Annotated in this window: 23 protein-coding genes and 2 pseudogenes; 5 read left to right on the plus strand and 20 right to left on the minus strand. The window is 41.6% G+C overall.

Annotation, left to right across the window (positions count from 1 at the left end; translation table 11 throughout):
* Positions 1-4 precede the first annotated feature (4 nt).
* From V7K31_RS27120 to V7K31_RS27140, 5 genes are all read right to left on the minus strand, one after another.
* Entirely contained in the window at positions 5-715 is a 711-nt protein-coding gene (locus V7K31_RS27120) for a response regulator transcription factor (RefSeq protein WP_335098587.1), read from the minus strand.
* Positions 716-1,414: a LabA-like NYN domain-containing protein gene (locus V7K31_RS27125; protein WP_335098589.1), complete on the minus strand. Its 699-nt coding sequence runs from the start codon at positions 1,412-1,414 to the stop codon at positions 716-718.
* 592 nt (positions 1,415-2,006) lie between these two features.
* Entirely contained in the window at positions 2,007-3,086 is a 1,080-nt protein-coding gene (locus tag V7K31_RS27130) for a fatty acid desaturase (protein WP_335098591.1), read from the minus strand.
* A 217-nt stretch (positions 3,087-3,303) separates the two neighbouring features.
* Complete coding sequence (locus V7K31_RS27135) at positions 3,304-4,356, minus strand: fatty acid desaturase (RefSeq protein WP_335098593.1); 1,053 nt, start codon at positions 4,354-4,356, stop codon at positions 3,304-3,306.
* A 265-nt stretch (positions 4,357-4,621) separates the two neighbouring features.
* Positions 4,622-5,443 (minus strand): acyl-CoA desaturase, encoded by an 822-nt coding sequence (locus tag V7K31_RS27140; RefSeq protein ID WP_335098595.1) that lies wholly within the window; start codon positions 5,441-5,443, stop codon positions 4,622-4,624.
* An 86-nt stretch (positions 5,444-5,529) separates the two neighbouring features.
* Here V7K31_RS27140 and V7K31_RS27145 point away from each other — a divergent pair, with 86 nt between their 5' ends.
* A complete protein-coding gene (locus V7K31_RS27145) occupies positions 5,530-6,765 on the plus strand; it encodes a methionine gamma-lyase family protein (RefSeq protein ID WP_335098597.1) in 1,236 nt (411 codons plus the stop codon).
* 135 nt (positions 6,766-6,900) lie between these two features.
* On the opposite strand, the gene V7K31_RS27150 is transcribed toward V7K31_RS27145, so the two are convergent.
* The 10 genes and pseudogenes from V7K31_RS27150 to V7K31_RS27195 all read right to left on the minus strand — a co-directional run bounded on the left by V7K31_RS27150 (position 6,901) and on the right by V7K31_RS27195 (position 15,709).
* The gene (locus tag V7K31_RS27150) at positions 6,901-8,271 is read right to left on the minus strand and encodes a tetratricopeptide repeat protein (protein ID WP_335098599.1); all 1,371 of its coding nucleotides are present in this window, start codon (positions 8,269-8,271) and stop codon (positions 6,901-6,903) included.
* A gap of 48 nt (positions 8,272-8,319) precedes the next feature.
* Entirely contained in the window at positions 8,320-9,108 is a 789-nt protein-coding gene (locus tag V7K31_RS27155) for a toll/interleukin-1 receptor domain-containing protein (RefSeq protein WP_335098601.1), read from the minus strand.
* Between the two features lie 531 nt (positions 9,109-9,639).
* Positions 9,640-10,539 carry an aldo/keto reductase family oxidoreductase gene (locus V7K31_RS27160; protein ID WP_335098603.1) on the minus strand — a complete coding sequence of 300 codons (900 nt, stop codon included), beginning with the start codon at positions 10,537-10,539 and terminating at the stop codon, positions 9,640-9,642.
* A 300-nt stretch (positions 10,540-10,839) separates the two neighbouring features.
* Positions 10,840-11,181, minus strand: coding sequence for a cupin domain-containing protein (locus V7K31_RS27165; RefSeq protein ID WP_335098606.1), 342 nt, complete (start codon positions 11,179-11,181; stop codon positions 10,840-10,842).
* Positions 11,182-11,312: 131 nt separating this feature from the next.
* On the minus strand, positions 11,313-11,696 hold the full coding sequence (locus V7K31_RS27170) for a hypothetical protein (RefSeq protein WP_335098608.1): 384 nt from the start codon (positions 11,694-11,696) through the stop codon (positions 11,313-11,315).
* Positions 11,697-11,872: 176 nt separating this feature from the next.
* Positions 11,873-12,957, minus strand: a pseudogene (locus V7K31_RS27175) (ISKra4 family transposase).
* The gene (locus V7K31_RS27180) at positions 12,893-13,390 is read right to left on the minus strand and encodes a hypothetical protein (RefSeq protein ID WP_335098610.1); all 498 of its coding nucleotides are present in this window, start codon (positions 13,388-13,390) and stop codon (positions 12,893-12,895) included. Before V7K31_RS27180 ends, V7K31_RS27175 begins: the two are co-directional and overlap by 65 nt.
* 71 nt (positions 13,391-13,461) lie before the next feature.
* Positions 13,462-13,650 (minus strand): hypothetical protein, encoded by a 189-nt coding sequence (locus V7K31_RS27185; protein ID WP_335098612.1) that lies wholly within the window; start codon positions 13,648-13,650, stop codon positions 13,462-13,464.
* A 362-nt stretch (positions 13,651-14,012) separates the two neighbouring features.
* On the minus strand, positions 14,013-14,312 hold the full coding sequence (locus V7K31_RS27190; RefSeq protein WP_335098614.1) for a hypothetical protein: 300 nt from the start codon (positions 14,310-14,312) through the stop codon (positions 14,013-14,015).
* Between the two features lie 326 nt (positions 14,313-14,638).
* On the minus strand, positions 14,639-15,709 hold the full coding sequence (locus V7K31_RS27195) for an aldo/keto reductase (RefSeq protein ID WP_335098616.1): 1,071 nt from the start codon (positions 15,707-15,709) through the stop codon (positions 14,639-14,641).
* Between the two features lie 112 nt (positions 15,710-15,821).
* Here V7K31_RS27195 and V7K31_RS27200 point away from each other — a divergent pair, with 112 nt between their 5' ends.
* Both V7K31_RS27200 and V7K31_RS27205 read left to right on the plus strand, forming a co-directional pair.
* The gene (locus V7K31_RS27200; RefSeq protein ID WP_335098618.1) at positions 15,822-15,959 is read left to right on the plus strand and encodes a hypothetical protein; all 138 of its coding nucleotides are present in this window, start codon (positions 15,822-15,824) and stop codon (positions 15,957-15,959) included.
* A 119-nt stretch (positions 15,960-16,078) separates the two neighbouring features.
* Positions 16,079-16,444 (plus strand): hypothetical protein, encoded by a 366-nt coding sequence (locus tag V7K31_RS27205; RefSeq protein ID WP_335098620.1) that lies wholly within the window; start codon positions 16,079-16,081, stop codon positions 16,442-16,444.
* Between the two features lie 69 nt (positions 16,445-16,513).
* On the opposite strand, the gene V7K31_RS27210 is transcribed toward V7K31_RS27205, so the two are convergent.
* The 3 genes and pseudogenes from V7K31_RS27210 to V7K31_RS27220 form a co-directional block, all read right to left on the minus strand.
* The gene (locus V7K31_RS27210) at positions 16,514-17,089 is read right to left on the minus strand and encodes a xanthine dehydrogenase family protein molybdopterin-binding subunit (protein WP_335098622.1); all 576 of its coding nucleotides are present in this window, start codon (positions 17,087-17,089) and stop codon (positions 16,514-16,516) included.
* Between the two features lie 413 nt (positions 17,090-17,502).
* Positions 17,503-18,483, minus strand: a complete 981-nt coding sequence (locus tag V7K31_RS27215; RefSeq protein ID WP_335098624.1) for an aldo/keto reductase — start codon at positions 18,481-18,483, stop codon at positions 17,503-17,505.
* 197 nt (positions 18,484-18,680) lie between these two features.
* A pseudogene (locus V7K31_RS27220) lies at positions 18,681-19,446 on the minus strand (DUF429 domain-containing protein).
* Positions 19,447-19,596: 150 nt separating this feature from the next.
* On the opposite strand from V7K31_RS27220, the gene V7K31_RS27225 reads away from it, so the two are divergent.
* Both V7K31_RS27225 and V7K31_RS27230 read left to right on the plus strand, forming a co-directional pair.
* Positions 19,597-20,856 carry a glycosyltransferase family 4 protein gene (locus V7K31_RS27225; protein WP_335098626.1) on the plus strand — a complete coding sequence of 420 codons (1,260 nt, stop codon included), beginning with the start codon at positions 19,597-19,599 and terminating at the stop codon, positions 20,854-20,856.
* An 82-nt stretch (positions 20,857-20,938) separates the two neighbouring features.
* The gene (locus V7K31_RS27230) at positions 20,939-21,805 is read left to right on the plus strand and encodes a calcium-binding protein (RefSeq protein ID WP_335098629.1); all 867 of its coding nucleotides are present in this window, start codon (positions 20,939-20,941) and stop codon (positions 21,803-21,805) included.
* A gap of 327 nt (positions 21,806-22,132) precedes the next feature.
* On the opposite strand, the gene V7K31_RS27235 is transcribed toward V7K31_RS27230, so the two are convergent.
* Entirely contained in the window at positions 22,133-23,308 is a 1,176-nt protein-coding gene (locus V7K31_RS27235; protein WP_335098632.1) for a DNA cytosine methyltransferase, read from the minus strand.
* A gap of 92 nt (positions 23,309-23,400) precedes the next feature.
* Positions 23,401-23,577 carry a hypothetical protein gene (locus tag V7K31_RS27245; protein ID WP_335099182.1) on the minus strand — a complete coding sequence of 59 codons (177 nt, stop codon included), beginning with the start codon at positions 23,575-23,577 and terminating at the stop codon, positions 23,401-23,403.

Genomic DNA, 23,577 nt, shown 5'->3' on the forward strand with positions numbered 1-23,577 from the left:
ATATTTACGCTATCGGAGGATCTTCAAATTTATAGCCAACCCCAACAACAGTTTTAATAAAAGTAGGATTTGCCGGATCAGGCTCAATCTTTTTTCGCAACCGAGCTACATGAGTATCCACCACTCGTTCATCGCCAAAAAAGTTATCTCCCCAAAGTTTATCAATTAGTTGAGTGCGGTTCCAAACTCGACCAGGATTACTGACAAAGGTGGTTAGCAAGTTAAATTCTAGGGTAGTTAAGTCCAAAATTTCAACTTCCTGAGAATTCAGCTGACGACTGGCAGTGCGCTGATCTACATCGACAATAAAGTGTTGGGTACGATTGACTTGATTTTGTCCCCCTTGGCGGAGACTACGCCGTAATAGTGCCCGCACCCTAGCTACCAACTCTCTGGGGCTAAAGGGTTTAACCATGTAATCATCAGCACCAGTAGACAGACCAATGACGCGATCGATTTCTTCACCCTTAGCCGTAAGCATCAAAATGTAAGGATCTTTTGCACCTGGTTTCTGGCGAATTCTGGCACAAACTTCTAACCCATCCAAACCAGGAATCATTAAATCTAGAATGATTAAATCAGGTGGTTGCTCCTGAAACATCCGCAAAGCATTTATGCCATCGCGGCTAGTGCGGCAAAAAAATCCTTCTTTTTCTAAAGAGAGTTCGATCAAATGAGCAATTTCTGGTTCATCTTCAACTATTAAAATATCCATTTAAAGATTTGAATTTGACGACGTGCGATAACTATAGCCAAGATGAGAATCTTTTTGAATGTGTACTTTAATACTATCGAGGTCAATGAAGCAGTCAGCAACATCAATCAAGCTTTCACTAGTGGACGTTTGCAGACTGACCACTTCCACTCGAACTCCCATTCTACTGACAGCGTTTACAGCATAGGCTAAATCTCCATCCCCACTGACTAAAACCGCAGTATCATAATAAGGAGCTAAAGTGATCATATCTACAGCAATTTCTACGTTCAAATTTGATTTTTTGAAATTCTCTGCTGCCAAAACGAGTTCTTTTGCCACTACACGATAGCCATTACGACGCATCCACAATAGAAAACCCTGTTGCTTTTCATTGCTGATATCAACCCCAGTATAGAAGAAAGCCCGCAACAGTCTTGAACCGTTGGTTAAATGACAAAGCAATTTAACGTAGTCAATTTCTATGCCGAGTTGCAAAGCTGTATGAAATAGGCTTAAGCCATCAATAAAAATAGCAACTCGGCCACGATTAAACCTATTGAAAATCGAACTATCAGGTGCAGTATCTTGCATCTTCTTAGTATCTTTACCTTTGACAGCAGCATCGCTCAAATTTTGCCCTTGCCAATGTGGTTTAGCTTTGAGAACTTTAGTTTCCTTAAATTCATTTCTTTGTTTGCTAAAATTAGTTATAATCATTGATACCTCTGATTTTAAAGCTGGAAAGAGTTTTGAGTAAATTGTCTATAGTATAGTCTTGGCTGATTTATAACCGCTTCTCAATACTCCTTTTTTAAAAAATGGTGTAGCCTTAGCTGACTTAATCCAACATTCCTTGAATAGTTGGCATTAGGAGATGATTATTTTGCTCAACTACTGGTACAAACATTTACAATAAATCCTATTGCTAGGTGTATATTTACCATCGCTACTGACTGCCTAAGAGGTTAAAAACTTGGGAAGCATTCTTAACCTTTTGTGGGCTACCACGCCCAGACAATTCAGTAATGGTTGTGAACCTGTAAGCTAGATACTGTTTTAGTCTTGCATTTGAAAGGTGGTAAGTCTTTTTCTTGCAAGCCCTGTGTCTTCTCCCAAAGGGAGATGCCCCGCGAACAGACGGGGTTTGTGACCTATCTATATTTTATTTTACCTCTCTATTTTGATAACTTTACAGCCAGAAAATTGAGATTTACGCAGGCTAAGGACACTAAAATACTTACAGAGTTAGAAACATTATTGACGAAAATACCAGATTCCCGACTTCATTCAAAAGTCGGGAATCTCAATCTTAGCCTTTAGCTAACTTATTCTTAGATGTGTAGTAAACCTTACTACCAATATCAGGTACAAAATGGCAGATGATAGATGAATTCCATAATGACTTCCAAATCGGTTCTTCCGATTTATGGAAATATTCACCCATCACTGGTTTTATTGCCTCAGTTGCCTTCAGCAAATTGTAGTGAGGGATGTTAAGGAATATATGGTGAGCAACATGAGTACCGATATCATGATGGATATGATTGATCAAACCATAATTACGGTCAATGCTAGAAATTGCGCCTTTCAGGAAAGTCCAATCTTCTCCACGATACCAGGGAAGGTCTGACTCAGTGTGGTGCAAGAATGTCACTAAATCTAGCCAAATTACGAACACAAGGTAGGGTACAGCGTAATATTTCAGCAACCACATCCAACCCCATTGGTAGGTAAGGAAACCGAGCAAACCTACCATGCCAATCAATAGTACAGTACTAGTGATAACATCCCATTTTTCCGATGGTTTGAAAAGTGAACTACTGGGCAAAAAGTGGGAGCCTTCCTTATTAGGAGAACGCTTAAATAAATACAGAGGATAAGCCAATAGAAAAACATAATATCTGCCGATCTTTTGGGCTAAAGGCATCTCCTCATATTGTGATTCTGTCACAGGATACCAGCTTTCATCGTTATCGATATTGCCAGTATTTTTATGGTGGGTTCTGTGGCTAATCCGCCAACCATGATAAGGAACAAGTATTGGTGTGTGAGAAAGATGTCCAATCAAATCATTGAGCCATTTATGCTTAGAAAAAGATTGGTGTCCGCAGTCATGTCCTACTACAAATAAAGCCCAAAACATCGTTCCTTGCATTAACCAGAAAATCGGGAAGAAAAGCCAAGAATCCAGGTAGTAAGCAACTGCATAAAGCAGACCGATAATCAGAATGTCACGGAAGAAGTAAAAAAGTGATTTTGTCACATTTGGTTGAAAGCATTCAGCAGGAATTGCAGCTTTTAAATCCTGAAGAGTGAAAGGTAATTTAGTCTTATCCTCAGAGGTTTCACAGCCAGGAGGATTATTGAAGGCGATAGTATTTGATTGCACTGGATTCTTTTGTTGGATATAAATCGGAACTTTATTTGAGAGAAGATGATCTCACTTCTAGGATGCCCACAAAATTAGCGATCGCTAACAGACAAGAGGATAATTTCTGACAATTTACCTAAAATTTTAGTCAGTAAACAATTGCCAGATTTTATTTAAACACAGCATGATAAACGCTCTCGTCGGTGCAAGAGCGTGAGTCTAATCACAGCGATATTTATCGATCTGTGTAATATTCATTAAAAGTCTTATAGCCAACATCATTTGTGTACAATTGACACTGGCCTGTAATCTGCTTCATTAAAGACCAAGAAAACTGACACTCATCATGGAGATAAGGCTGCCAATTTTCTTTGATGCTGCTGTAAGCTAGCCGCAAATTATAAGAAGGAATCGCAGTGGAAATATGATGAGGGACATGAACATTGATATCGTGGCACAGGATTTCTACCCAACGGGGATAATCGCAATGGATAGTGCCAAATAGCTGTGCTAGAGCCTCATTCCACTTGTTCGCTGTCACAAAAGGAACATCTGCGGCAGTATGGTGAACAATAGTAAAAGTACTCATCCAAAAATGGTAAATCATCCAGGGTACTAGCCAAAACTTGACAAATCCCCAGATACCAGTTGTGGCGATCAGAATCGGGAAAGCGATCGCTGCAAACACAACTACTACAGCCACAGAAAGCTTGATACTCGATTGGTCTTTAGTTTTGAAGTTCCGCCAATCAAAATGCACCACAGCCCAATGTCCAATGGAACCTACCCACCACAAGCGTTTACGCATGAACAGTTCAAAAGCAGACTGCCGGGTTTGATCCCAATTTTCAAAAACTTGCGGTGTGATTGGATGCCAAGCGTTGTCCTCATCCACTTTGTTGGTATGAGTATGGTGATAATTATGCTTAATGCGCCAACTGTGAAACGGGTAAATTAACGGCATCATGAAGAAATGCCCCACCAAATCGTTTACCCAACGACGTTTGGCAAAAGACCTGTGACCACAATCATGAGCAATTACAAAAAAACCTGTTAAAGCAGTGCCCGTAAAAATCCAAGCTAGGGGCAAAAGAAACCAAGGAGTGATAATCAGGCTGTAATAGCCTAAAGCAACTGCCAAGACACTGATTATTACTTGTGTCCAGGCTTTGCGACGGTTCTGCTGAAAACATTCCCGTGGCAGGGTTTTGACAATATCTTTGAGCCTCAGATCGGAATTACCAGGCTCGTCACTTACTTTCTGGCTGTTAATTATTGATGTAGTCATGAACACCTGAAAAACAACAAACTCCTCCACCAAGTCACCAAAAAGCAACTGGCCACAAACTATTTTTCATATTAGCGCTTCGGATTATAGCAATCTAACGGACACAAGCGCACCCGTAAATAGACTTTTGAAAAGTGAGGAGTTAGGAGTCATGAGTTAACAGTTTAAATTCTTAACTCACGTCTGATGTTAATTAGAAACGCTCCTTGTCCGGTAAGGATTTGTGGGTCTACCTCCTGTACAGACGCGATTAATCGCGTCTCTTCTAACTAATTTTCGTTGGGGCTAACTTGACATTAGTCGCCAGACCAACTGCTTGCAGCAATTGAACAGTCATCCACGTTAAATCGATTTCCCACCATTCCAGCCCATGACGAGCTGAGTATTGAAAGGCATGATGGTTATTGTGCCAGCCTTCACCGAAAACTAGTACGGCTACCCACCAGCAATTAGTCGATCGATCACCAGAATCATAGCTCTGATAGCCAAATTTGTGAGTGGCGCTGTTCACTAACCAAGTGCAGTGGTAAACCCAGACAATCCTAACAAAAATTCCCCAAACAACGAACGGCCAGCCACCCAGAAGCAAAAGCAATACACCCAGAGCAACCTGGATCAAAATGAAATATTTTTCTAAAAACTGATAAACTGGGTCTTCGGCAATGTCTTTGGTGAAACGAGGAACATCAGCGTGAGCGGGACAGTAGTGAATCAGCCAATCCATGTGGCTCCACCAGAAGCCTTTATTAGAATCATGGGGATCAGCGTCAGTATCAGAGTGCAAATGATGGATACGATGTGTTCCTATCCACTCAATTGGGCCTCCTTGACAGGAGAGTGTCCCGAAGAAAACTAGGAGATACTCTAGCCACTTGGGAGTTTGAAAACTGCGGTGGGTAACAAGGCGGTGAAATCCCAGAGTAACGCCTAAACCACCAGTTATCCAATACAGCAAGAAACCCACACCAACTGCCGTCCAGCTAAAGTTACCAGGAACAAAGGCAAACAAAGCGCCGATATGCAGTCCAATGAAAAACAGGGTATTAACCCAGTTAATTTGAGGTTTAGTTGAAGTAGCAATTGTCATGCATTAACCTGAATTTGAATTTTCCAACCTAGTCTGTGGGATCTAGAAATCCGCATATCTATAATTTTATTTTGAACGAGGAACTGATGAACAGCTTAGAACAGCTGCGGCAAGCAGAACAGGCACTATTAGAAATTTTTTCTGGAATTGACGCTCAGGTCAAGCATAATCTAAAACGGGTGCTGGATGCCTTTCGTAATCACCGTGTGGGCGCACACCACTTTGCGGGTGTAAGTGGCTATGGTCACGATGATTTAGGACGAGAAACTTTAGATAAAGTTTTTGCTGAAGTTATGGATGCCGAAGCTGCGGCGGTGCGAGTGCAGTTTGTTTCGGGAACTCATGCGATCGCTTGTGCTTTGTTTGGTGTCCTCCGTCCTGGAGATGAAATGTTAGCAGTAGTTGGTTCTCCCTACGATACGCTTGAAGAAGTCATTGGTTTACGGGGTCAAGGTCAAGGTTCCCTTATCGAGTTTGGCATAAAATACCGACAATTGGAGCTAACCCCCCAAGAAACTATAGATTGGCAAGCAATAAGTACTAGTGTGGCTGAAAACACGCGTTTAGTGTTAATTCAGCGTTCTTGTGGCTATTCTTGGCGTCCGAGTTTATCAATTGCCGATATTGAAAAAATTGTCCACTTAGTCAAACAGCAAAACCCGAACACCGTTTGCTTTGTAGATAACTGCTATGGCGAATTTATTGAAACCAGGGAACCTACAGCCGTAGGTGCTGATTTAATCGCAGGATCATTGATTAAAAATCCTGGTGGCACCATTGTCAGCGCTGGCGGTTATGTCGCCGGTCGCGCCGACTTAGTGGAAGCATCCGCCTGTCGCCTGACTGCTCCCGGTATCGGTAGTTATGGTGGTGCGACTTTTGATCAAAATCGTCTCCTGTTCCAAGGCTTATTTCTCGCGCCGCAAATGGTCGGAGAGGCGATGAAAGGGACTTATCTTACTGGTTATGTATTTGACAAACTCGGTTATCCAGTGAATCCTGCACCCCTGGCTCCCCGTGGGGATGTAATTCAGGCAATTAAACTCGGTTCTGCCGAAAAGCTAATTGCTTTCTGTAAAGCCATACAACAGCATTCTCCCATCGGTTCCTACTTAGATCCTGTTCCAGATGAAATGCCGGGGTACGAGAGCCTGGTAGTAATGGCTGGGGGGACATTTATTGAAGGGAGTACTTTGGAATTATCAGCAGACGGACCAATGCGATCGCCGTATGTGGTTTATTGCCAGGGGGGAACTCACTGGACTCATGTGGCGATCGCCTTAGAGGCTGCGATTGATGCAGTAGGAAGCAGTGGTTTATAATCATAGCACATATTCCGCACCGCATGAGGTTTATTGAGAAATTAATGAAAGCGATCGTATTACTTATTTTGTGACAAGTCAGAACGTGATTCTTATTTATCCTCTTTATCCAATTTGGTAGAGATTAGGATAAATTTAATTGGAAGATTGGGGCTTTCTCTGCTGAAGCTTCTGGATTTTGTAAATAATTTTTTTGTACTTATCTGTTGCTCCTTGTTTTTTGTAAAGACTCGCTGCTTTCTGATAACTTTTAATTGCTTCTTGTTTATTTTGTAAGTTATTCTCATAAACCAAACCTCGATTTTTGTAGGCTTGATCTGAGTCAGGAGAGAGGCGAATAGCTTTGGTATAGTCGTCGATTGCTGCCTGGGATTCTTTTAGAGAAGATTGAGCATCACCACGTTTTATGTACGCATTAACATTTTTAGGAGCAATTTGAATAGCTTGGTTATAATCTTTAATTACTGCCTGATAATCTTTGATTAAATGGCGGTTCTGACCACGTTTTATATAAGCGTCAACATTTTTAGGAGCAATTTGAATAGCTTGGGTGTAGTCTTTAATTGCTATTTTATAATCTTTGAGTGAATAGCGGGCTTCACCACGTTTTATATAAGCGTCAACATTTTTAGGAGCAATTTGAATAGCTTGGGTATAGTCTTTAATTGCTGCTTTATAATCTTTGAGTGAATAGCGGGCATCACCACGTTTGATGTACGCATTAATATTTCTGGGAGCAATTTTAAGAACTTCAGTATAGTTTTCTGATGCTCCTTGGTAATCTCGTTTACCAAGCTTATCTTGTCCCTGGGTTAATAAGTTATTGACCTGCCTCTCTGGTGAAAAATTACAAAATCCTAATAACGCCGCAACTCCAATAACACTAGCAGCGATACCAAGTGAGAAAGTCGGTACATTTCTACCTCGAATAATTCGGTTTAAAGAGTGGTTGGAAATCAAACGGTTGATAGATGCAAAAAATTCAGCTTTTTGTTGTTCTTGAATCAGTTGTCGCTGTCGCTGATCTTCTTGTATTTTCTCGACTTCTTCCCTAATTTTTTCAACAATATTTACAAATGCATCATCCTGTCTTGGCCAAAACCTACTAGTTATAGGTTCACCATTATAAGGTAAACACTGTAGATGCCCGAATCGTGTAGCTTGCCAGTTATCAATTGGGCGGAGTTTAACAGGGATTACATAGGCTTGTCCAGCGTTCTGCCGTTTCATCGCCCACCTCGTAATGTTCTTACAATCATCTGCCGCCAAAAAGTCTGGACTAACTAGCAGTACAATCAGTTGAGATGTATTCAGGTGTTGGTAACTTTCCTGTTTCCAGTCTCTTCCAGTCAGCGTTTGACTTTTATACCAGTTTATAATGACTCTTAGTGGTTCCAAACTACTAAGATGCGGTTCTAATTTTTCCCGCAGTTTTTTATCATCACGAGAGTTAGAGTGGGCAAAAAAAAGTTTTATAGTTCTAGTAGATGTCAACAATAAAGACATAAAATCAGATTTACGTAGCTTTTATGCGAAGACTTTCAATATCCGTATTTAATGTGATTCGGCTGATATTTGATTGACTGCTTCTGCAAATTCCTCAGCCATTTTTACAAATGCTTCATTCTTATTTTTCCAAAATCTACTGTCGTTTATAAATTTACCATTGTTGGGTAAATACTGGAGGTTGCCAAGCTGAAAATTTACCAATTTTATACTCTTCCAACTGGCAACAGGAATAAGTAGAATGGGAATAACATTAGTTCCTTCTGCATGGCATCTTTCTATTGCTTCTTTAACCTCAGAGCGGTGGTAATACCCCAGAAAAGTCGGACTAATAAGTAGGAGAATTATATGGGCTGAATTCAGTTTTTTCTTAATTTCAATATTTCTAGTTTTTCCTGGTCTTATTTTGCTTTTATCCCAAATATTAATATCGCCTTGTATCTCCATATTATGGAGACATTTTTCTACTAGATCATTTCGGAGTTTTTCATCTTGTTCAGAGTAATATAAAAAAACTTGGATGGCTTCACCGCTTGATAGTACTTCACAAGTTGGATGTACTTTTACCTGGGATATACTATCTGGGATTATTTTTGTATGAGAAAGCGATTGCAATTCCGGTTCAATATCATTTAACTGCTGATCAATATCGTCTAACTTAGCCTCTTCATATTGAATCTGCTTTTCTAGTTGAAATTTTACCGCCGTCCCTACCTCAATAGCCCAATCCGCTCGTAAGCACTTTAATTTTTCACTTCGCAGTTCCCACTCAGCATGAAGCGTCTTCCACCGTTGCTGCAAGCGCTGCTGCTGTTCAGGACTCAAGCTTTTAGCCATTTTGGATGTTAGATTTTAGTTTTTGTATTAATCAGACATGACATTTCAGACTAGTAGAAATACCGTCTTAAATAATTATATAAAATTACTTGTCAATAAGTGACGAGAGAATAGGACTTTGGCATAGCGTTTAAAGGAGCGATCGCATCCTATCAAACTACCAAGTGACTGCTAGCTAGCTGATACATGTTCATCTGGCAAAAATCCCCCCAACCCTCCCTTACAAGCAGAATTGAGGGAATCAAGTATTATTAACAATACCTTGTCCTAAAGGACACGCTACGCGAACACCAATTTCCGAGGCTGAGTTGGTGTATTAACTCTTTTTTCTCCAAGGCTTGGCAAAAACAATAAGTCCTAAAAATTCCTTCAAGGTTTCCCGCAAGGTTTTTTAGCGTATTACCTGTAGTATAAGGAGTTTGAGACTCCAAGCTAGTACTTCTGTACGCCACTTTGCCGTTTATAGTCAGCCGAAGGGCTGACGATAGACGCACCTGCCCCAGTGGCTGGGCGTGATTTCAGGACTCGATCTCAGTGCATTTCTGCTGTCACCCCAGCGTTTGCAGCGATCGAGTCCAGATCGGCGATCGTTTCTGGAGTCAGCTCCAAAGTCGCGGCTTTAAGATTTTCGCGCAGATGCTCGACCGACGACGTGCCTGGAATGAGCAAGATATTAGGGGAGCGCTGAAGCAGCCATGCAAGCGCAACTTGCATGGGTGTAGCTTTCAACAAGGCTGCGGCTGCTTCAAGTGCTGAGGATTGCAGGGGCGTGAACCCACCAAGTGGAAAGAATGGCGTGAACGCGATATTGAGCCGTGCAAGTTCGTCGATCAGCGGATCATCGTCGCGGTGCGCTAAGTTGTATTGATTCTGGACGCAAACAATCTCAGTGATCGACTGAGCCTCTGCGAATTGCTGGGGTGTGATGTTGCTGAGACCAATATGGCGGATAAGACCCTGACGCTTCAGGTCAGCAAGTACCGTAAGGGGTTTTTCGATGAAAACTTCAGCCGATTCCTGTTGGTCTGGGAGGCGGAGATTGACGACATCGAGCGCTTCCAGTCCAAGATTTTGAAGATTATCGTGAACGGCATCAATGAGTTCCTTGGGCGAGAGGGCTACTTGCCACGATTTATCCTCGCCCCGGCGAGCTCCTACTTTAGTGACGATCGCTAATCCCTCTGGGTAGGGGTGCAATGCCTGCCGAATAATCTGATTGGTAATGTGGGGACCGTAGAAATCGCTGGTATCGATGTGATTGATTCCGAGCGCAACAGCTTCGCGCACAACAGCAATGGCGGCGTCAACATCGCGTGGGGGTCCCCAAACACCAGGCCCCGCGAGTTGCATAGCGCCATAACCCATACGCTTGAGAGACATTGAAGTGCCTGGGAGTGTAAAACTGCCGCCAAGGTTCGTTTGATTAGTCATCTTGTCTTTCCTTCAGTGTTTTTGAATGTGGCATACATTGATAATTAGCTCTATCAGTTTCATCTTTTCTTAGTACCATTCGACTATGGGTATTTTATTACGAGTTTGTACCTTACTAAACTAGATAACAAGTCAAAGTAAGCCTTGCGATCGCCTGACATTTTGGGCAATTGTTTCTCAGCTGCAAAGCACAGTAAAAAGGGGAACAAAAATGTTGTTCCCCTACGAAGGTTCTATATTTCATGCAATTGCAAGCGGCTAGAAATTTTTAGCGATCGCCAAATTTAAGATAACTGCAAATCAGCTTTCATCTCGCCCGTGAACTTGAGCGGGTGGACTGGTTGCCTCAACAGCAGTGAATGGTTCTAAAATTTTATAGGTGTGGCTGGCTCCTTTTGGTACTACCCAAGAACTCCCAGACTCTAGTAAAATCGTTTGTCCTTCAATATGTAATTCTGCACGACCAGTGATTACATAACCAACAGTTTCATATTCTCGCGCTGTTAGCTCTTTAGGTTCGTTCGGTTGCTCATTCTCCCACAGGCGCATGGAAATACTTTTACCTGATGCAAGATATTTTTGACCAAGTTCACCTTTAGGGGAATGGTTAGAGTCTACTTTAATAATGGTTGTATCAGACATATTTTTTGCCTCTTTTAATTTTAACTATCAAGATAAATACTCGAATTTACCTGATTTTGAGACGCGATAATTATCGCGTCTCAGTAACTGCTTAAAGCTTGTTAAACAATGTATGAGTCAAAAATTTAGACTCAAAATTTGCTGCTTCTATCTCTCAGTTGTTTGGTAGGAGGATTTTGGTAATAACCTTCTTTATCTCCAGCTTTGTTTTTTGCAGGATCAAAAAACTCTTTTGTAGCTTTAGGAGCTTTTTCATCCAAGTTTAACTTTTCGCGGATATTATCAGCAGCGCTTTTTAATGGATTTTGAGCGTTTCTTATTTGGGTATCGTTTTTAATTTCACCTTGATCATTTGGGGTTATTTTATAATAAGTCCCTTCTGGAGTCTTAACATCAGCTTGTGCTACATTAACGTAGCTAAAAGCCTGACCCAATAAAAACATAAATCCTACCAGAAAAACTACAAGGATTTGGGAGATACGAATATTTTGCAGCCATGAAATTACTCGATTCATAAAAAACCTCAATTGCATTATGTTGGGTGTACAATTCAAAACACTGAATGACTATTCAGCATTCAGGGTTTTAAGAACAACTTTGATGCAGCTATCCTTTTTTTGTTGAAAAATATGATACCCGTGGGGTATTTCCTCTAAGACTACAGCGGGAGCATCCCTCTTTGGCGAAAACATCAAATAGCGAGTGTTCCGTTGAGGTAAGCACAACGAACAGAAAGTACTGAATTAACGTTGTCAACTTTCGACTGCGCTCCAGAAATTTTCATCCTTTTACCAAGAAGCATAATAGCAGATTCCACTGCTCCAGAACCTACAAAACAGACTTCTTCAGCTTGGCAATAGCCGTAGTTGACAATTCTTTGGCGATGGCGCTCTAGATAAGCACAAAAATTCTGTGCTTGCTTACCTTTACAATTGGTAAACAAAGCCTGGGTTGCTTCCACCTGCCCTTGCCACAATAGCACTTCAGCTTTTTTCAGCCGCTTTAAGAAACCACCAACTTTATATAGATTTTCTTTGAGATGAAACCAATCTAAAATTTCCCACCTTTGGTTGGCGATGTCTACGACGGGCTTCGCCTACGCAAACTCTCGAACTAAATTCCATACTCTTTCATGACCATCTCCTAAACATACAAGTGGGTCGATCAAGGGTTGACTGTTGAGGTAATCAATCAATGATTGATTTGAGTCAAAAAACGCACCATAGTATATGCCTTGTAAATGCACAGCTTTATAGTCTCGCCAGTAACAACCTTCTTTTGGTTTTCCCCGTAGTCGAACTTTTCCCCCATTCACACTTACTTCTGAGACGGGTTCAAGTGCTTGTGGCAATTGCAAATCTTGCCAAAGCACTAGTCGTTGCTGAGTTGAGTGATCCACGGCTACCCCCGTCAATGCCTCTATCTCGGCTTCGGCATTTTGATATGACTCGTTTGCAGACAGTCGTAAGCAACATTTTTCTAATAAGGGACTGAGTTGACTACGTGGCTTCAATCCTAATCGTTGTGCTTGTTTGGTTTTCAACTTCAGCACCTCCACACAACTTTTTACTCTTCGGAGTTTACCTGTTTTGGTTCCTGTTGTTTGTTCAATAAAAAAAGGGCGATTTCGGGACTAACTTATTCTAACATCTGAGTTCGCACTGTTTTTTCAATGCTTTCAAGGTCGCTTAGTTTACTCTTGTCTGTCTGTTCATATAGCAGGGTTGCTAGTTCTTTTAAGCAGGCTTGTAGACGTGCTTGTTTTTCGAGGGTCATGTTTTGGGCGGTTTAGGTATTTCCCTACATTCTCCCAACAACTGGTATATTTGCCAAAGAGGGATGCTCTTGAAAGGTAAGTAGCATCGCCACTAACTAATGCAGTTGGCTTTGCTAGTTTATTACATTCTGCAAATGCAGGCATGATTTCTTCTAGTGAAAGTCTGCCAAGTCCGACGATCGCAAACCCCAAGCGTCGCTCAGGGGGTAATGCAGTTGGTGGCCCCCCTGTCTCAACTTCGGTTGATGCAAAGATGGGCGGAAACTGAATCTGAGGCGGCAAGGGTCCTTTGCGTGGCGTTGGTTGCTGAGTTGGCACTTGAGCAGCAACCTCTTCGCTTATACTACCAATTGCGGTGGTTGAAATGGCTCCTAACCCAGCAGTAGTTAGAATCAGACGACGAGAAAATTTTCCTTTAAACAATTCAGACATCGTGGTTCTTTAATGATGAAATTTTGGACTGATATCAAGTCCGCTTAAATAAGTTATTGTTACCGTCGCTCTTAGTACAGCATTCGATTAATTTGTAGCAAATTAAATTTGGCAATAGGTTGCAATGTTAATGTGTCCTCCTGCAATGCCAATGCATCCTCATACAATACCAATGCGTTGGCTGCATTGTTAATGCGTTCCCCTGCAATGCCAATCCACGCCGATACAATCGCAATGCGTTTTTTTGCAATGCAATGCATCCCCATACAATCCCAATGCGTCAAATGGCACTAAATTAAGATACAGCCCTTGCCCTAACTGTTTGACTGGTTCCCAGCCTTGAGACTGGGAACTCATTCTCCGAGGCTCCGCCTCCTCTTTCTTGATCAGAGGCAGCAGCCCTCTCGGAATACATTCCCAGTCTTAAGACTCTTAACGAGGTGACACCTTTGGACTTTTTTTAGTGCCATTTGTTAATGCGTCGGCTGCATTAACAATGCTACGCTTTTACGCAAAACTGTATTTAGCGTTCTCGCAGGGTAGGGAGGCAATTCTAAAAACCCTGCGATCGCGCCGTTTCACTCGCAATTAACTAACTACGTGTAATTTGCCGGACATCATATTACGGGGTACTGCTTGGAGTTGAGGTACTGCTTGGAGTTGGGGTACTGTCTAAAGTTGGGGTACTGGTTGGAGTTGGGGTACTGTCTGAAGTTGGGGTACTGGTTGGAGTTGGGGTACTGTCTGAAGTTGGGGTACTGTCTAAAGTTCCAGGACTAACAGGACTCTCAGTTGCTTGCACAGACTTAGCAGGTGGAGTTTCCGATGTATTTTTATCTTGTTGAGTAGTTGGTGTGCAACCAGTCGCCAGAGATAAAGCGATCGCCACTAGACCAGTAGAAAGTATTTTGAAGTTGGACATAATCAATGTTCTCCTTGGATAAAACTATATCTTGCAACGTCGGGGACTTCTAACAAATAAATTATCTAATATTGTGGGGTACACATCTTGCCATTGATGTCAATTTCAGCGCAAACCTTTTTAAAACCTCGTTTCCAGCCTCTGACTGGAAATGCACTTCAATTGCGGCTCTGCCGCCAGTTTTGAGGCGGTAGCCCTCACATCAGGCGTTCCCAATCGGAGACTCTTGACGAGATAATCTATAAAAGCTGCTTATAGACTGGCTTTCACGTTAAGTTTGCGATTGCTGATTGCGTAGATAAAACTCTTAAAGATAGTATTAATATTTACCCCAACCAAGCTGGATTCATTGCTGTACTATCATTTTGGGTTGTAGTCTTATATCGTTCGTACTGCCCTTTAGCTGCTGCCTCACGGGTACGCCCCAATAATGCTGTAACTTGTGCCTGATCCATTGGTTTAAAGGTGCGGACTGCTTCAAACGCCTGATCTAAAATTCTCATGCTGTCAATGCCCGTAATTACAACTGAGGTTGGCAAATTCATGGCATAGTGCAGGCACTCGATCGCACTGACCGTGTTGCTTCTAAGAATGTAAGACTCCCCGATCGATTTCATTGCCAGCACACCAATGTTGTTTTTCACTAACACAGGTAAAACATGATGTTCAAAGCTTCTAAAATGAGCATCCATCACATTCAAGGGCATCTGCACAGTATCGAAATGGAAACCATTTTGTGCAGCCGTTTCCAGCATCTGAAGGTGAATCTGAGGATTTTTGTGTCCTGTAAAACCAATATAGCGAATTTTGCCCGCTTTCTGCGCCTCGACAACTGCTTCCATTGAGCCGCCAGGAGCAAAGACGCGATCGGGGTCTTCAAAGCGCAGTATTTCATGATGCTGCAATAAATCAATGTGATCGACCTGCAAATCTTTGAGCGATTCATCAATTTGCATCTTAGCAGCGCCTTTGGTGCGACCGTCGATTTTTGTCATTAGGAAAACCTTTTGACGATAACCATCTTTAAGAGCATTTCCCATCCAACGGTGGCTACGACCGTTATTATAGTCCCAAGAGTTATCCATAAAGTTGATGCCGCGATCGATAGCACTGCGGATCAGCTTGATACTTTCTTGCTCCTCTTCAATTTTTCCAATGTGATAGCCACCCAAGCCAATTACAGATACTTGTTCTCCGGTGCGTCCGAGATTGCGATACAACATTTCGCCGCGTCGAGTTGGAGTGGGTAAACTTTGGGCTAGCAGTTGAGTATTTTCATCAACAGGTTCTGTTTGGGCTAAAAGCGGCTGCAAAAATCCTTCCGAAACTACAAGTCCTGCCGCTACTAATCCCGAAGCAGAAGCAGTTTTTAACAAGCTGCGTCTACTGATCTCCATAATTGTCTCCTACAAATAACAACAAGAATGAGCCGTATAGTATCACGACAATCTGGCACAGGGACTCTAACTAAGGTATGTTTTGAAACATACTTCGTAAGAGGCATTCACAATGCAAGCCGATGCATTCATAATGCAAGCCGATGCACTCACAATGCAAGTTGAGGCATTCACAATGCAAGTTGCTGTATTCCCAATGCAAGTTGAGGCATTCACAATGCAAGTTGCTGTATTCCTAATGCAAACTTAGGCATTGGCAATGCTTACTTTTTGTTTAAACTTGCCCGATTTAAAACTTTATCTTACTGATAGATTTTTAGTTGTAATGGGTACATTAAATATATGTATCCTATATTAGTAAATACATTTATGACTATCCAAGATACAACACGCCGTTTGCGCCCTCAAATCATTAGTCAAGATATTGGCTCATTCCACGGTTTGCAAACCGTCAGCACCTACAACACGACTCGTGCTGATGCTTCAGATGCTAAGTTACACGAAGTTTATCAGTTGATGTTGATTTCTCAACAAACTGAAATTGAGAAACTAGCTTTATACCGTGCTGCTTCTGATGCTGCCCGATTAGGAGAATGGGAATTTCATAATGCTGTATTAGCAATGAAAGAAGTCGTGCGCGGGCAATATGGTTCAGATAGCGATCAAGCTCAAGCCGTGGGACTGAAGAAAAAATCAGACCGCAAGCGTCCTTCCCGCAAAAAGCTAGTTGCGTAGGCGTAGCCCACCGCAGGTATCGCCAGTTAATAAACTTTGATTGAGTCTAAAAACGAGCGATCGCAATGTCTACAAAAGTTTGTCTAATGTAATTGGCAAATCACGGATGCGCTTACCTGTGGCATGAGAAACAGCGTTAGCGATCGCCGCCGCAGTTCCGGTAATCCTAATTTCACCAATTCTTTTAACACCAAGCGGGTTGATATGTGGATCGTGTTCATCGACAAACAACACCTGAATATCGGAAACGTCTGCATTCACTGGTACGTGATATTCAGCTAAATCGGCATTGACAACACGCCCCCGATGAGGGTCTGTTACCGTGTGTTCCATTAACGCCATGCCAATACCATAGACAATTCCACCGATCAGCTGAGTGTTGGCTGTTTTAGCATTGAGTACACGTCCAACGCCAAAAGTTCCCACCCAGCGCGTTACTCGCACTTCGCCCAAGTCAGGGTCAACGCGCACTTCGGCAAACTGCGCTCCAAATGCGTGCATTGAAAACTTCTTTTGTTCCTCTCCAGGCTTGGCATCTGCACGCGCTTCGATCATTTTCATTCCATGCCGTGCCAAGATTGCCTCATAAGTTTCGCTTGCTGACAATTTGTTTTTTAAGAAAAAGCTGCCATCTTGGGCAATCACATCCTCAGCGTTTGAACTCTAAAGCGGCCGGCGTCTTACAACAAACCTCACTTGTTTACTCCATTCTGTTTTTGTTGGTAATAATATTGAGTAATTCTCTTGATTTAAATTCTTTATAGAAAAGTACTTTTTATGAGAAGCATTTTTCTCAAAATGACATTGTTAATAGAATACAATTTCATCTTGCGATCGTCTCTCTATCAGAAGATTTATGCCATAAATATCATTTATAGTTAAAATATCAAATCTAAAATTAGCATGGTGAAAGGAAAAGAGGAGCGATCGCCCCAGCCTTTAAGCTAAGGCGAAAAGACAAATCACCCGAATGTGCCGCCCTTTATAGAAGAAAAGGGGAGCAATGCCTACGCTCATCAAAAGCAGAATCAGAAAAAATACTCCAGCACTCAGATGGATCAACGGTTAAGAGTACTCATGTCAGGGTAGCGATCGCCTGCTGCTATATCTTTTGGTGCAACTGCTTCAATTCGATTCAACTCTTGTTCAGTCAGAGTGATTTCGGTAGCTGCAATATTCTCCTCCAAATAAGTACGGCGTTTTGTACCAGGAATTGGCACAATATCTTCTCCTTGAGCCAAAAGCCATGCTAGTGCAAGCTGACTAGAAGTTACTCCTTTTTCGGCGGCAATTGCCTTGACTTGCTCTACTAATTGCAGGTTCTTATAAAAATTCTCACCTTGAAAGCGAGGAGAATTTCTTCGATAGTCATCAGGTGCAAGATCATCAGGGCTGGTGATTGCACCTGATAAAAATCCTCTTCCTAATGGGCTATAGGGAACAAACCCAATTCCTAATTCCCGCACAGTCGGTAAAATTTCATCCTCTGGGTCACGAGTCCAAAGAGAGTATTCTGTTTGCAGTGCAGTAATGGGGTGAACTGCTACAGCCCGTCGAATCGTGGCAGGAGCAGCTTCGGAAAGCCCTAGATAGCGCACTTTTCCAAGCTTGACTAACTCTGCCATTGCCCCGACAGTATCTTCAATGGGTACGGTTGGATCTACACGATGTTGATAATAGAGATCAATCACTTCAACTCCCAGGCGTTTTAGCGAGGCATCGCAAGCTGTGTGGACATATTCTGGTCTGCCACTAATCCCTTTCCAACCGCCGTCTTCAGTGCGGACATTGCCAAACTTGGTTGCTAATACTACTTGATCTCGGCGATCTTTAATTGCTCTGCCTACTAGTTCTTCATTGGTAAACGGCCCATACATATCAGCAGTATCAAGGAAATTTAGCCCAAGTTCTAATGCCCGATGGATAGTAGCGATGGCCTCAATTTCATCACGACCACTATAAAACTCAGACATTCCCATGCAACCAAGTCCAATACTTGAAACTTTCAAGCCTTGTTTGCCTAGCTTTCTGGTTCTCATAAAATAATCTCCTAGTCAGTAATTGGTGAGAGAAAATTAGGTCTTTCAGCATTATGCCTTTCCCAAACAAAAAGTCATCTATTATCAGAAGTATTTACGAGCTATTTTCAGCAGTAAGGGCACAGCATTGCTGTGCCCCTATGACAGATGTGATTCAAATAGTTGAATTCTGCTGTAAATCTTATGAGATGACAATTTTAGGCTAAAATTCTTTGAGGAATGATAATGTAGCCAGTGGTGCGACACCGAATAGCCCGTCGTAGACATCGCCTAATACGAGGTTGCGTTGTTCTCCCCAATACCACCAATAAGCAGCAACATAAGCGCAAATTAGGCTATCTAGTTTATCTTCGGTTGCTTTGAGGGCTGCGCCTGTAGGTGGGATATTTCAAGAGTAAACGAACCGCAGAGGCGCAGAGGACGCAGAGGAGGAGAGAAGGAGGGGAGGAGATCGAGAAGATAATTTTGGAGTTTGATTAGTTCTAGGCGGCGCTCATTCAGACGCCCTTTTTTGTATTTGAGGATGCGTTCTAAGTTGAATAGGTTAACGATTGCTGGGTGGGGAAAGACTTCTATTTGATATCTGCCAAGTTTTTGCGGTTCAATGGTAGGTGCGTGTGCAAAACCGCGTGATTCTAATTCTAAGCCAAAGTTGATGGTGCGATCGGCGAAGGGTAGGTTTTTATTAGCTGGGTAGCATCCCGCATGATATTTGCCAAAGTGCTTATGGCTGAGTTTGTCGGCAAGGCGACTCCCGCTAGCGTTGGGTATGAGGGTAGGTGCATCTACGGCAATAATCGCTGGTTCGTCTGGTTGTACCCTCAGATCGATCCAGGTGAAGATGTCTGCAATGGCTTCTTTGCGATCTAAATCAAGTAGTTGCAGTTGTCCATCTATCCATTCTAAGCAGCATAATCCACTTGGTTGCGATCGCCAGCCTAAATCAATGCCAATAAATTTCATGGTCATAACACGAATTTGCGATTATTTTGGCATTTTGCGGCAACAATTCACCTAAATTTATTTGCCAAAAATCGGGGAAATAATCTTATAATCTGGAAAAGTTTGTCTTAATTTATTTTATCTGGCAATAAGTTAATCAAGATTATTCCAATGCAGATTTTATTTTTACATCCCAATTTTCCCTCGCAATTTCGCAATCTAGCGACAGTTTTAGGTAAGGATAAGAATCACAAAGTCGTCTTTGGAACAAATCGTCGTGAAGGGGAAATACCTGGCGTTTATAAGGCTCTTTACACTCCTTCTCGTGAAGCTGCTCCCCAAACCCACCACTATGTTCGCAACCTAGAAAATGCTGTTCTCACCGCCCAGGCTGTCTATCGGGTGGCAGAAAAATTAAAAGCCGAAGGTTTTTTTCCAGATATAGTCTATGGTCATTCTGGTTGGGGACCAACTTTATTTATGAAAGATGTTTTCCCTAAAGCCGAATTATTGTGTTATTTCGAGTGGTTTTACCATGCTTACGGTTCGGATGCAGATTTTGATCCCAATGAACCACTTAATGCTGATGATCAATGCCGCATCCGCGTAAAAAATGCGCCGATTTTGACTGATTTATATAGCTGCGATCGCGGTCTTTCTCCGACCAATTGGCAACGGCAGCAGTTTCCTAAAGAATATCATAACAAAATCACTGTACTTCATGATGGTATTGACACCAAATTTTTTGCTCCCAAACCTGGCGCAAAGTTAGTTTTACCAAGAATAAATCTTGATCTTTCCCATGTGGAAGAGTTGGTAACTTATGTGGGACGGGGGATGGAACCTTATAGAGGTTTTCCGCAGTTTATGGAAACGGTGGCGCTAATTCAGCAGCGAAGACCTAAGTGCCATGTAGTAGTTGTGGGCGAAGATCGGGTTGCTTATGGTAAAAATCTCCCTGATGGTCAGACTTATAAACAATTAATGCTAGAAAAATTATCTTTAGATTTATCGAGACTGCACTTTACAGATAGGCTTCCTTATAATGAATACCTTCAGGTTTTGCAAGCTTCTTCTGCTCATATTTATTTAACCCGTCCTTTTGTTTTATCCTGGTCAATGTTAGAAGTAATGGCAGCAGGATGTTTACTAGTAGCTTCTAAGACTGCGCCAGTATTGGAAGTCGTACAGGATGGGGTAAATGGATTGCTGGTAGATTTCTTTTCTCCTCATAATATTGTTAATAGGGTTGAAGAGGCGCTGAATAATCCTCAAGAGATGAACGCAATTCGGGCAAATGCGCGAGAGACAATTATCAAGCGTTATGATTTGGCAAAACTGTTACCACAGCATTTACAATGGATGTTCGCTGGTAAAAGTTCTAATAGTTTGAAAAAGCACTCACCCTCTAAAGGATTTGGCAGAAATTAGATGACATTAGTCATTAGTCATTAGTCATTAGTTACAACCAACAAAAGACAAATGACAGAAAAATATAAAAGCGATATTTAAAATGCGAATTATTTTTACCATTGCCCATTTTTTCAAACCTAGCAATGAGGGTCGTCATGCTTCGCAGCGCAAAGACCCACAACCGCGCTTGGAGGCGTTAACTAAAAGCCTTGTCGCCTTACACCAATTATTTGGCAAATCTCAAACTATCATCAATATTGCTCAACGATTAGCTTTTCCTGCTAATCAGCCGCAGTCTCACGAACTAGATATTGTTATTTGCACAACCAAGGATAATCATCTTCTGAATCAGCTTCCCTTACCATCTCATTTATATAAGCATCATTCTACTGATATTGAACCTCTACTTTTAGGGTTTGAGTGTCAAGCTATTCTGCAAAGTTGTCTCAGTCAGTATGATTACTACTGCTTTCTTGAAGATGACCTAATTATCTATGATCCTTGGTTTTTTATAAAATTAAACTGGTTTACCCAACAAGCTGGTGAATTAAACTTGCTCCAGCCAAATCGTTATGAAGTTTCCCCACACGGGTTAGTTCAGAAAGCTTACATTGATGGAGATTTAGCTTTACGAGTAACGGCTCCCTTTCAAAATGTGCAAGAGCAACAGGAACTCAATGGTACAATTATGAATGCACCAATTACCTTTCGTCGCGCCCTCAATCCTCACGCAGGTTGCTACTTTTTGAATGCAAATCAGATGGCTCATTGGGCTAATCAAACTTATTTTATCGACCGAGATGTTAGCTTTGTTGGTCCTCTAGAAAGTGCTGCTACTTTGGGAATTATGAAGACATTTCGGATTTACAAAACCTCACCGGAGCAAGCCAGTTTTTTGGAGATTCAGCACTTTGGAACAGGATTTCTGGGGTTAATTGGAAAACAAGTGGGTTTAGCAGAGAAGTAAGACTAGAAGTAGAAGTTTTATTGAAGTATTAAGGTATAAGGTATGACATTTTGAAGTGGGGAATGTGGGATAGATAGGGAGCATCTCAATGAGTGTAAAAAGCCTTGTAAAACCTCACACCAACCCTCTCCGATGCTTTGGAGAGGGAACAAGAATCTTGTTTCTCATCTGGTATATTTGCAAAACTGAGATGCTCCCGATAGATATAACCAATTACAAAGATTTGGAAAATATTCAGGTTCATATTAAGCGCAAGCATAGTAAAGCCTCAAAATCTTATCTAGATGTTACTTTTAACTATAAAGATGGCATTTTATGGGAAGGATATCAGAGGATATCATTTTGGCAAGCATCAACTTTATTTTTAGTGTTAATAGCAATATCAGTTAGATAAGGAATAAGCGCGTAGCCAATGCATTCTGCTAAACGTGGTGGTACAGCATTTCCAATTTGCCACATAGCTTTTTTCATAGAACCTTCAAAAATAAATGAATCTGGAAATGTCTGTAATCTTGCCATTTCACGCGCTGAAATAACACGGTTTAGATATGGATGAATATGAGTACCACCGTGATTTTCTTTAACAGTCATACTTGGTTTACCAGGATATTGTCGTTTGAAAGCATCAACGTATTTTGTATATAAAGAACCACCAGGAGGCACTTTAGCAATTCGTTCCATATACTCAGGTGAATGCTTTGTCCACTGATGGTTTATCTCTGGTATTGGGGTATATGCTGGTAAATCGGAAATAGCTGATTCAATAGGTTTATATTCTTCAGGTAACAACTTAGCCTTGGGATAGGGATTTGCCATTCCAAATCTGTTAGCTATAAAGATAGCTCTTGGTCGAATTTGTGGCACTCCATAGGCAGCAGATTCAAGAATTGCAACAGATATATTAGGATAACCAATAGATTCAAAAGCTTCAATAATTGCTTTTTTTACATCTCCGTTTTGGATAGTCAGAATACCTGGAACGTTTTCCATAATAACATACCAAGGACGTACTTCTGAGACAACACGCACAAATTTATAAAATAAACGATTGCGGGGATCTTTATGGTCACGTTTTCCTGCTACTGAGAAACCCTGACAAGGCGGTCCGCCTATAACAAGATTTACTTCAGGTAAGCCGATTTCTTGTAGCCAATTACGGGAATCAAACTGTTCGATATCTCCACAAAAGTGATGACATTGTGGAAAGTTATTTTTATGGGTAGCAGAAGCGATTGGGTTGATTTCAACGCTAGCTAAGGGTTTAAATCCAGCTTGAACTAGTCCTTGTGTTATTCCCCCTGCTCCACAAAACAGATCAATGAAGGTGTAATTAGATGCTGTATTTGGTACAGAATTAACATCAATGAATATTTTGTATGGATCGGAGTCATTTTGATCTAATTCTCTTTTGATACGTTCATAACGTCCTAATTTTGGTTTTTTTTGCTTTATAGTAGAGTGATTCTCCTCGTTAGGAAAAAAAGAAAGTTGGGTTCCTTGCATTTTTTGTTTGATATTGATCTGCTTCTAATTGCGCTTTCACTTGATGACGGAAGCTGAAGAAGTGTTCACCAAAGCTCAATGCTACGAGGTAATCATACAATCAATGCGGTTTCTGGAGAGCGATCGCAACCAACTGCCAGCAGAAAAACCCAACGAACCAAAGATGTAGGGGAGTTCATCTGCTCGGCTAGGGTGTATCTGCCACCATTAATAAATATTTGGCCAACGATATCATATATCAGATCAATTCCGTATTGTCTCTTCAACAA

The organism is Nostoc sp., from assembly GCF_036917675.1.
In the GTDB taxonomy this organism is placed as follows: Bacteria; Cyanobacteriota; Cyanobacteriia; order Cyanobacteriales; family Nostocaceae; genus Nostoc.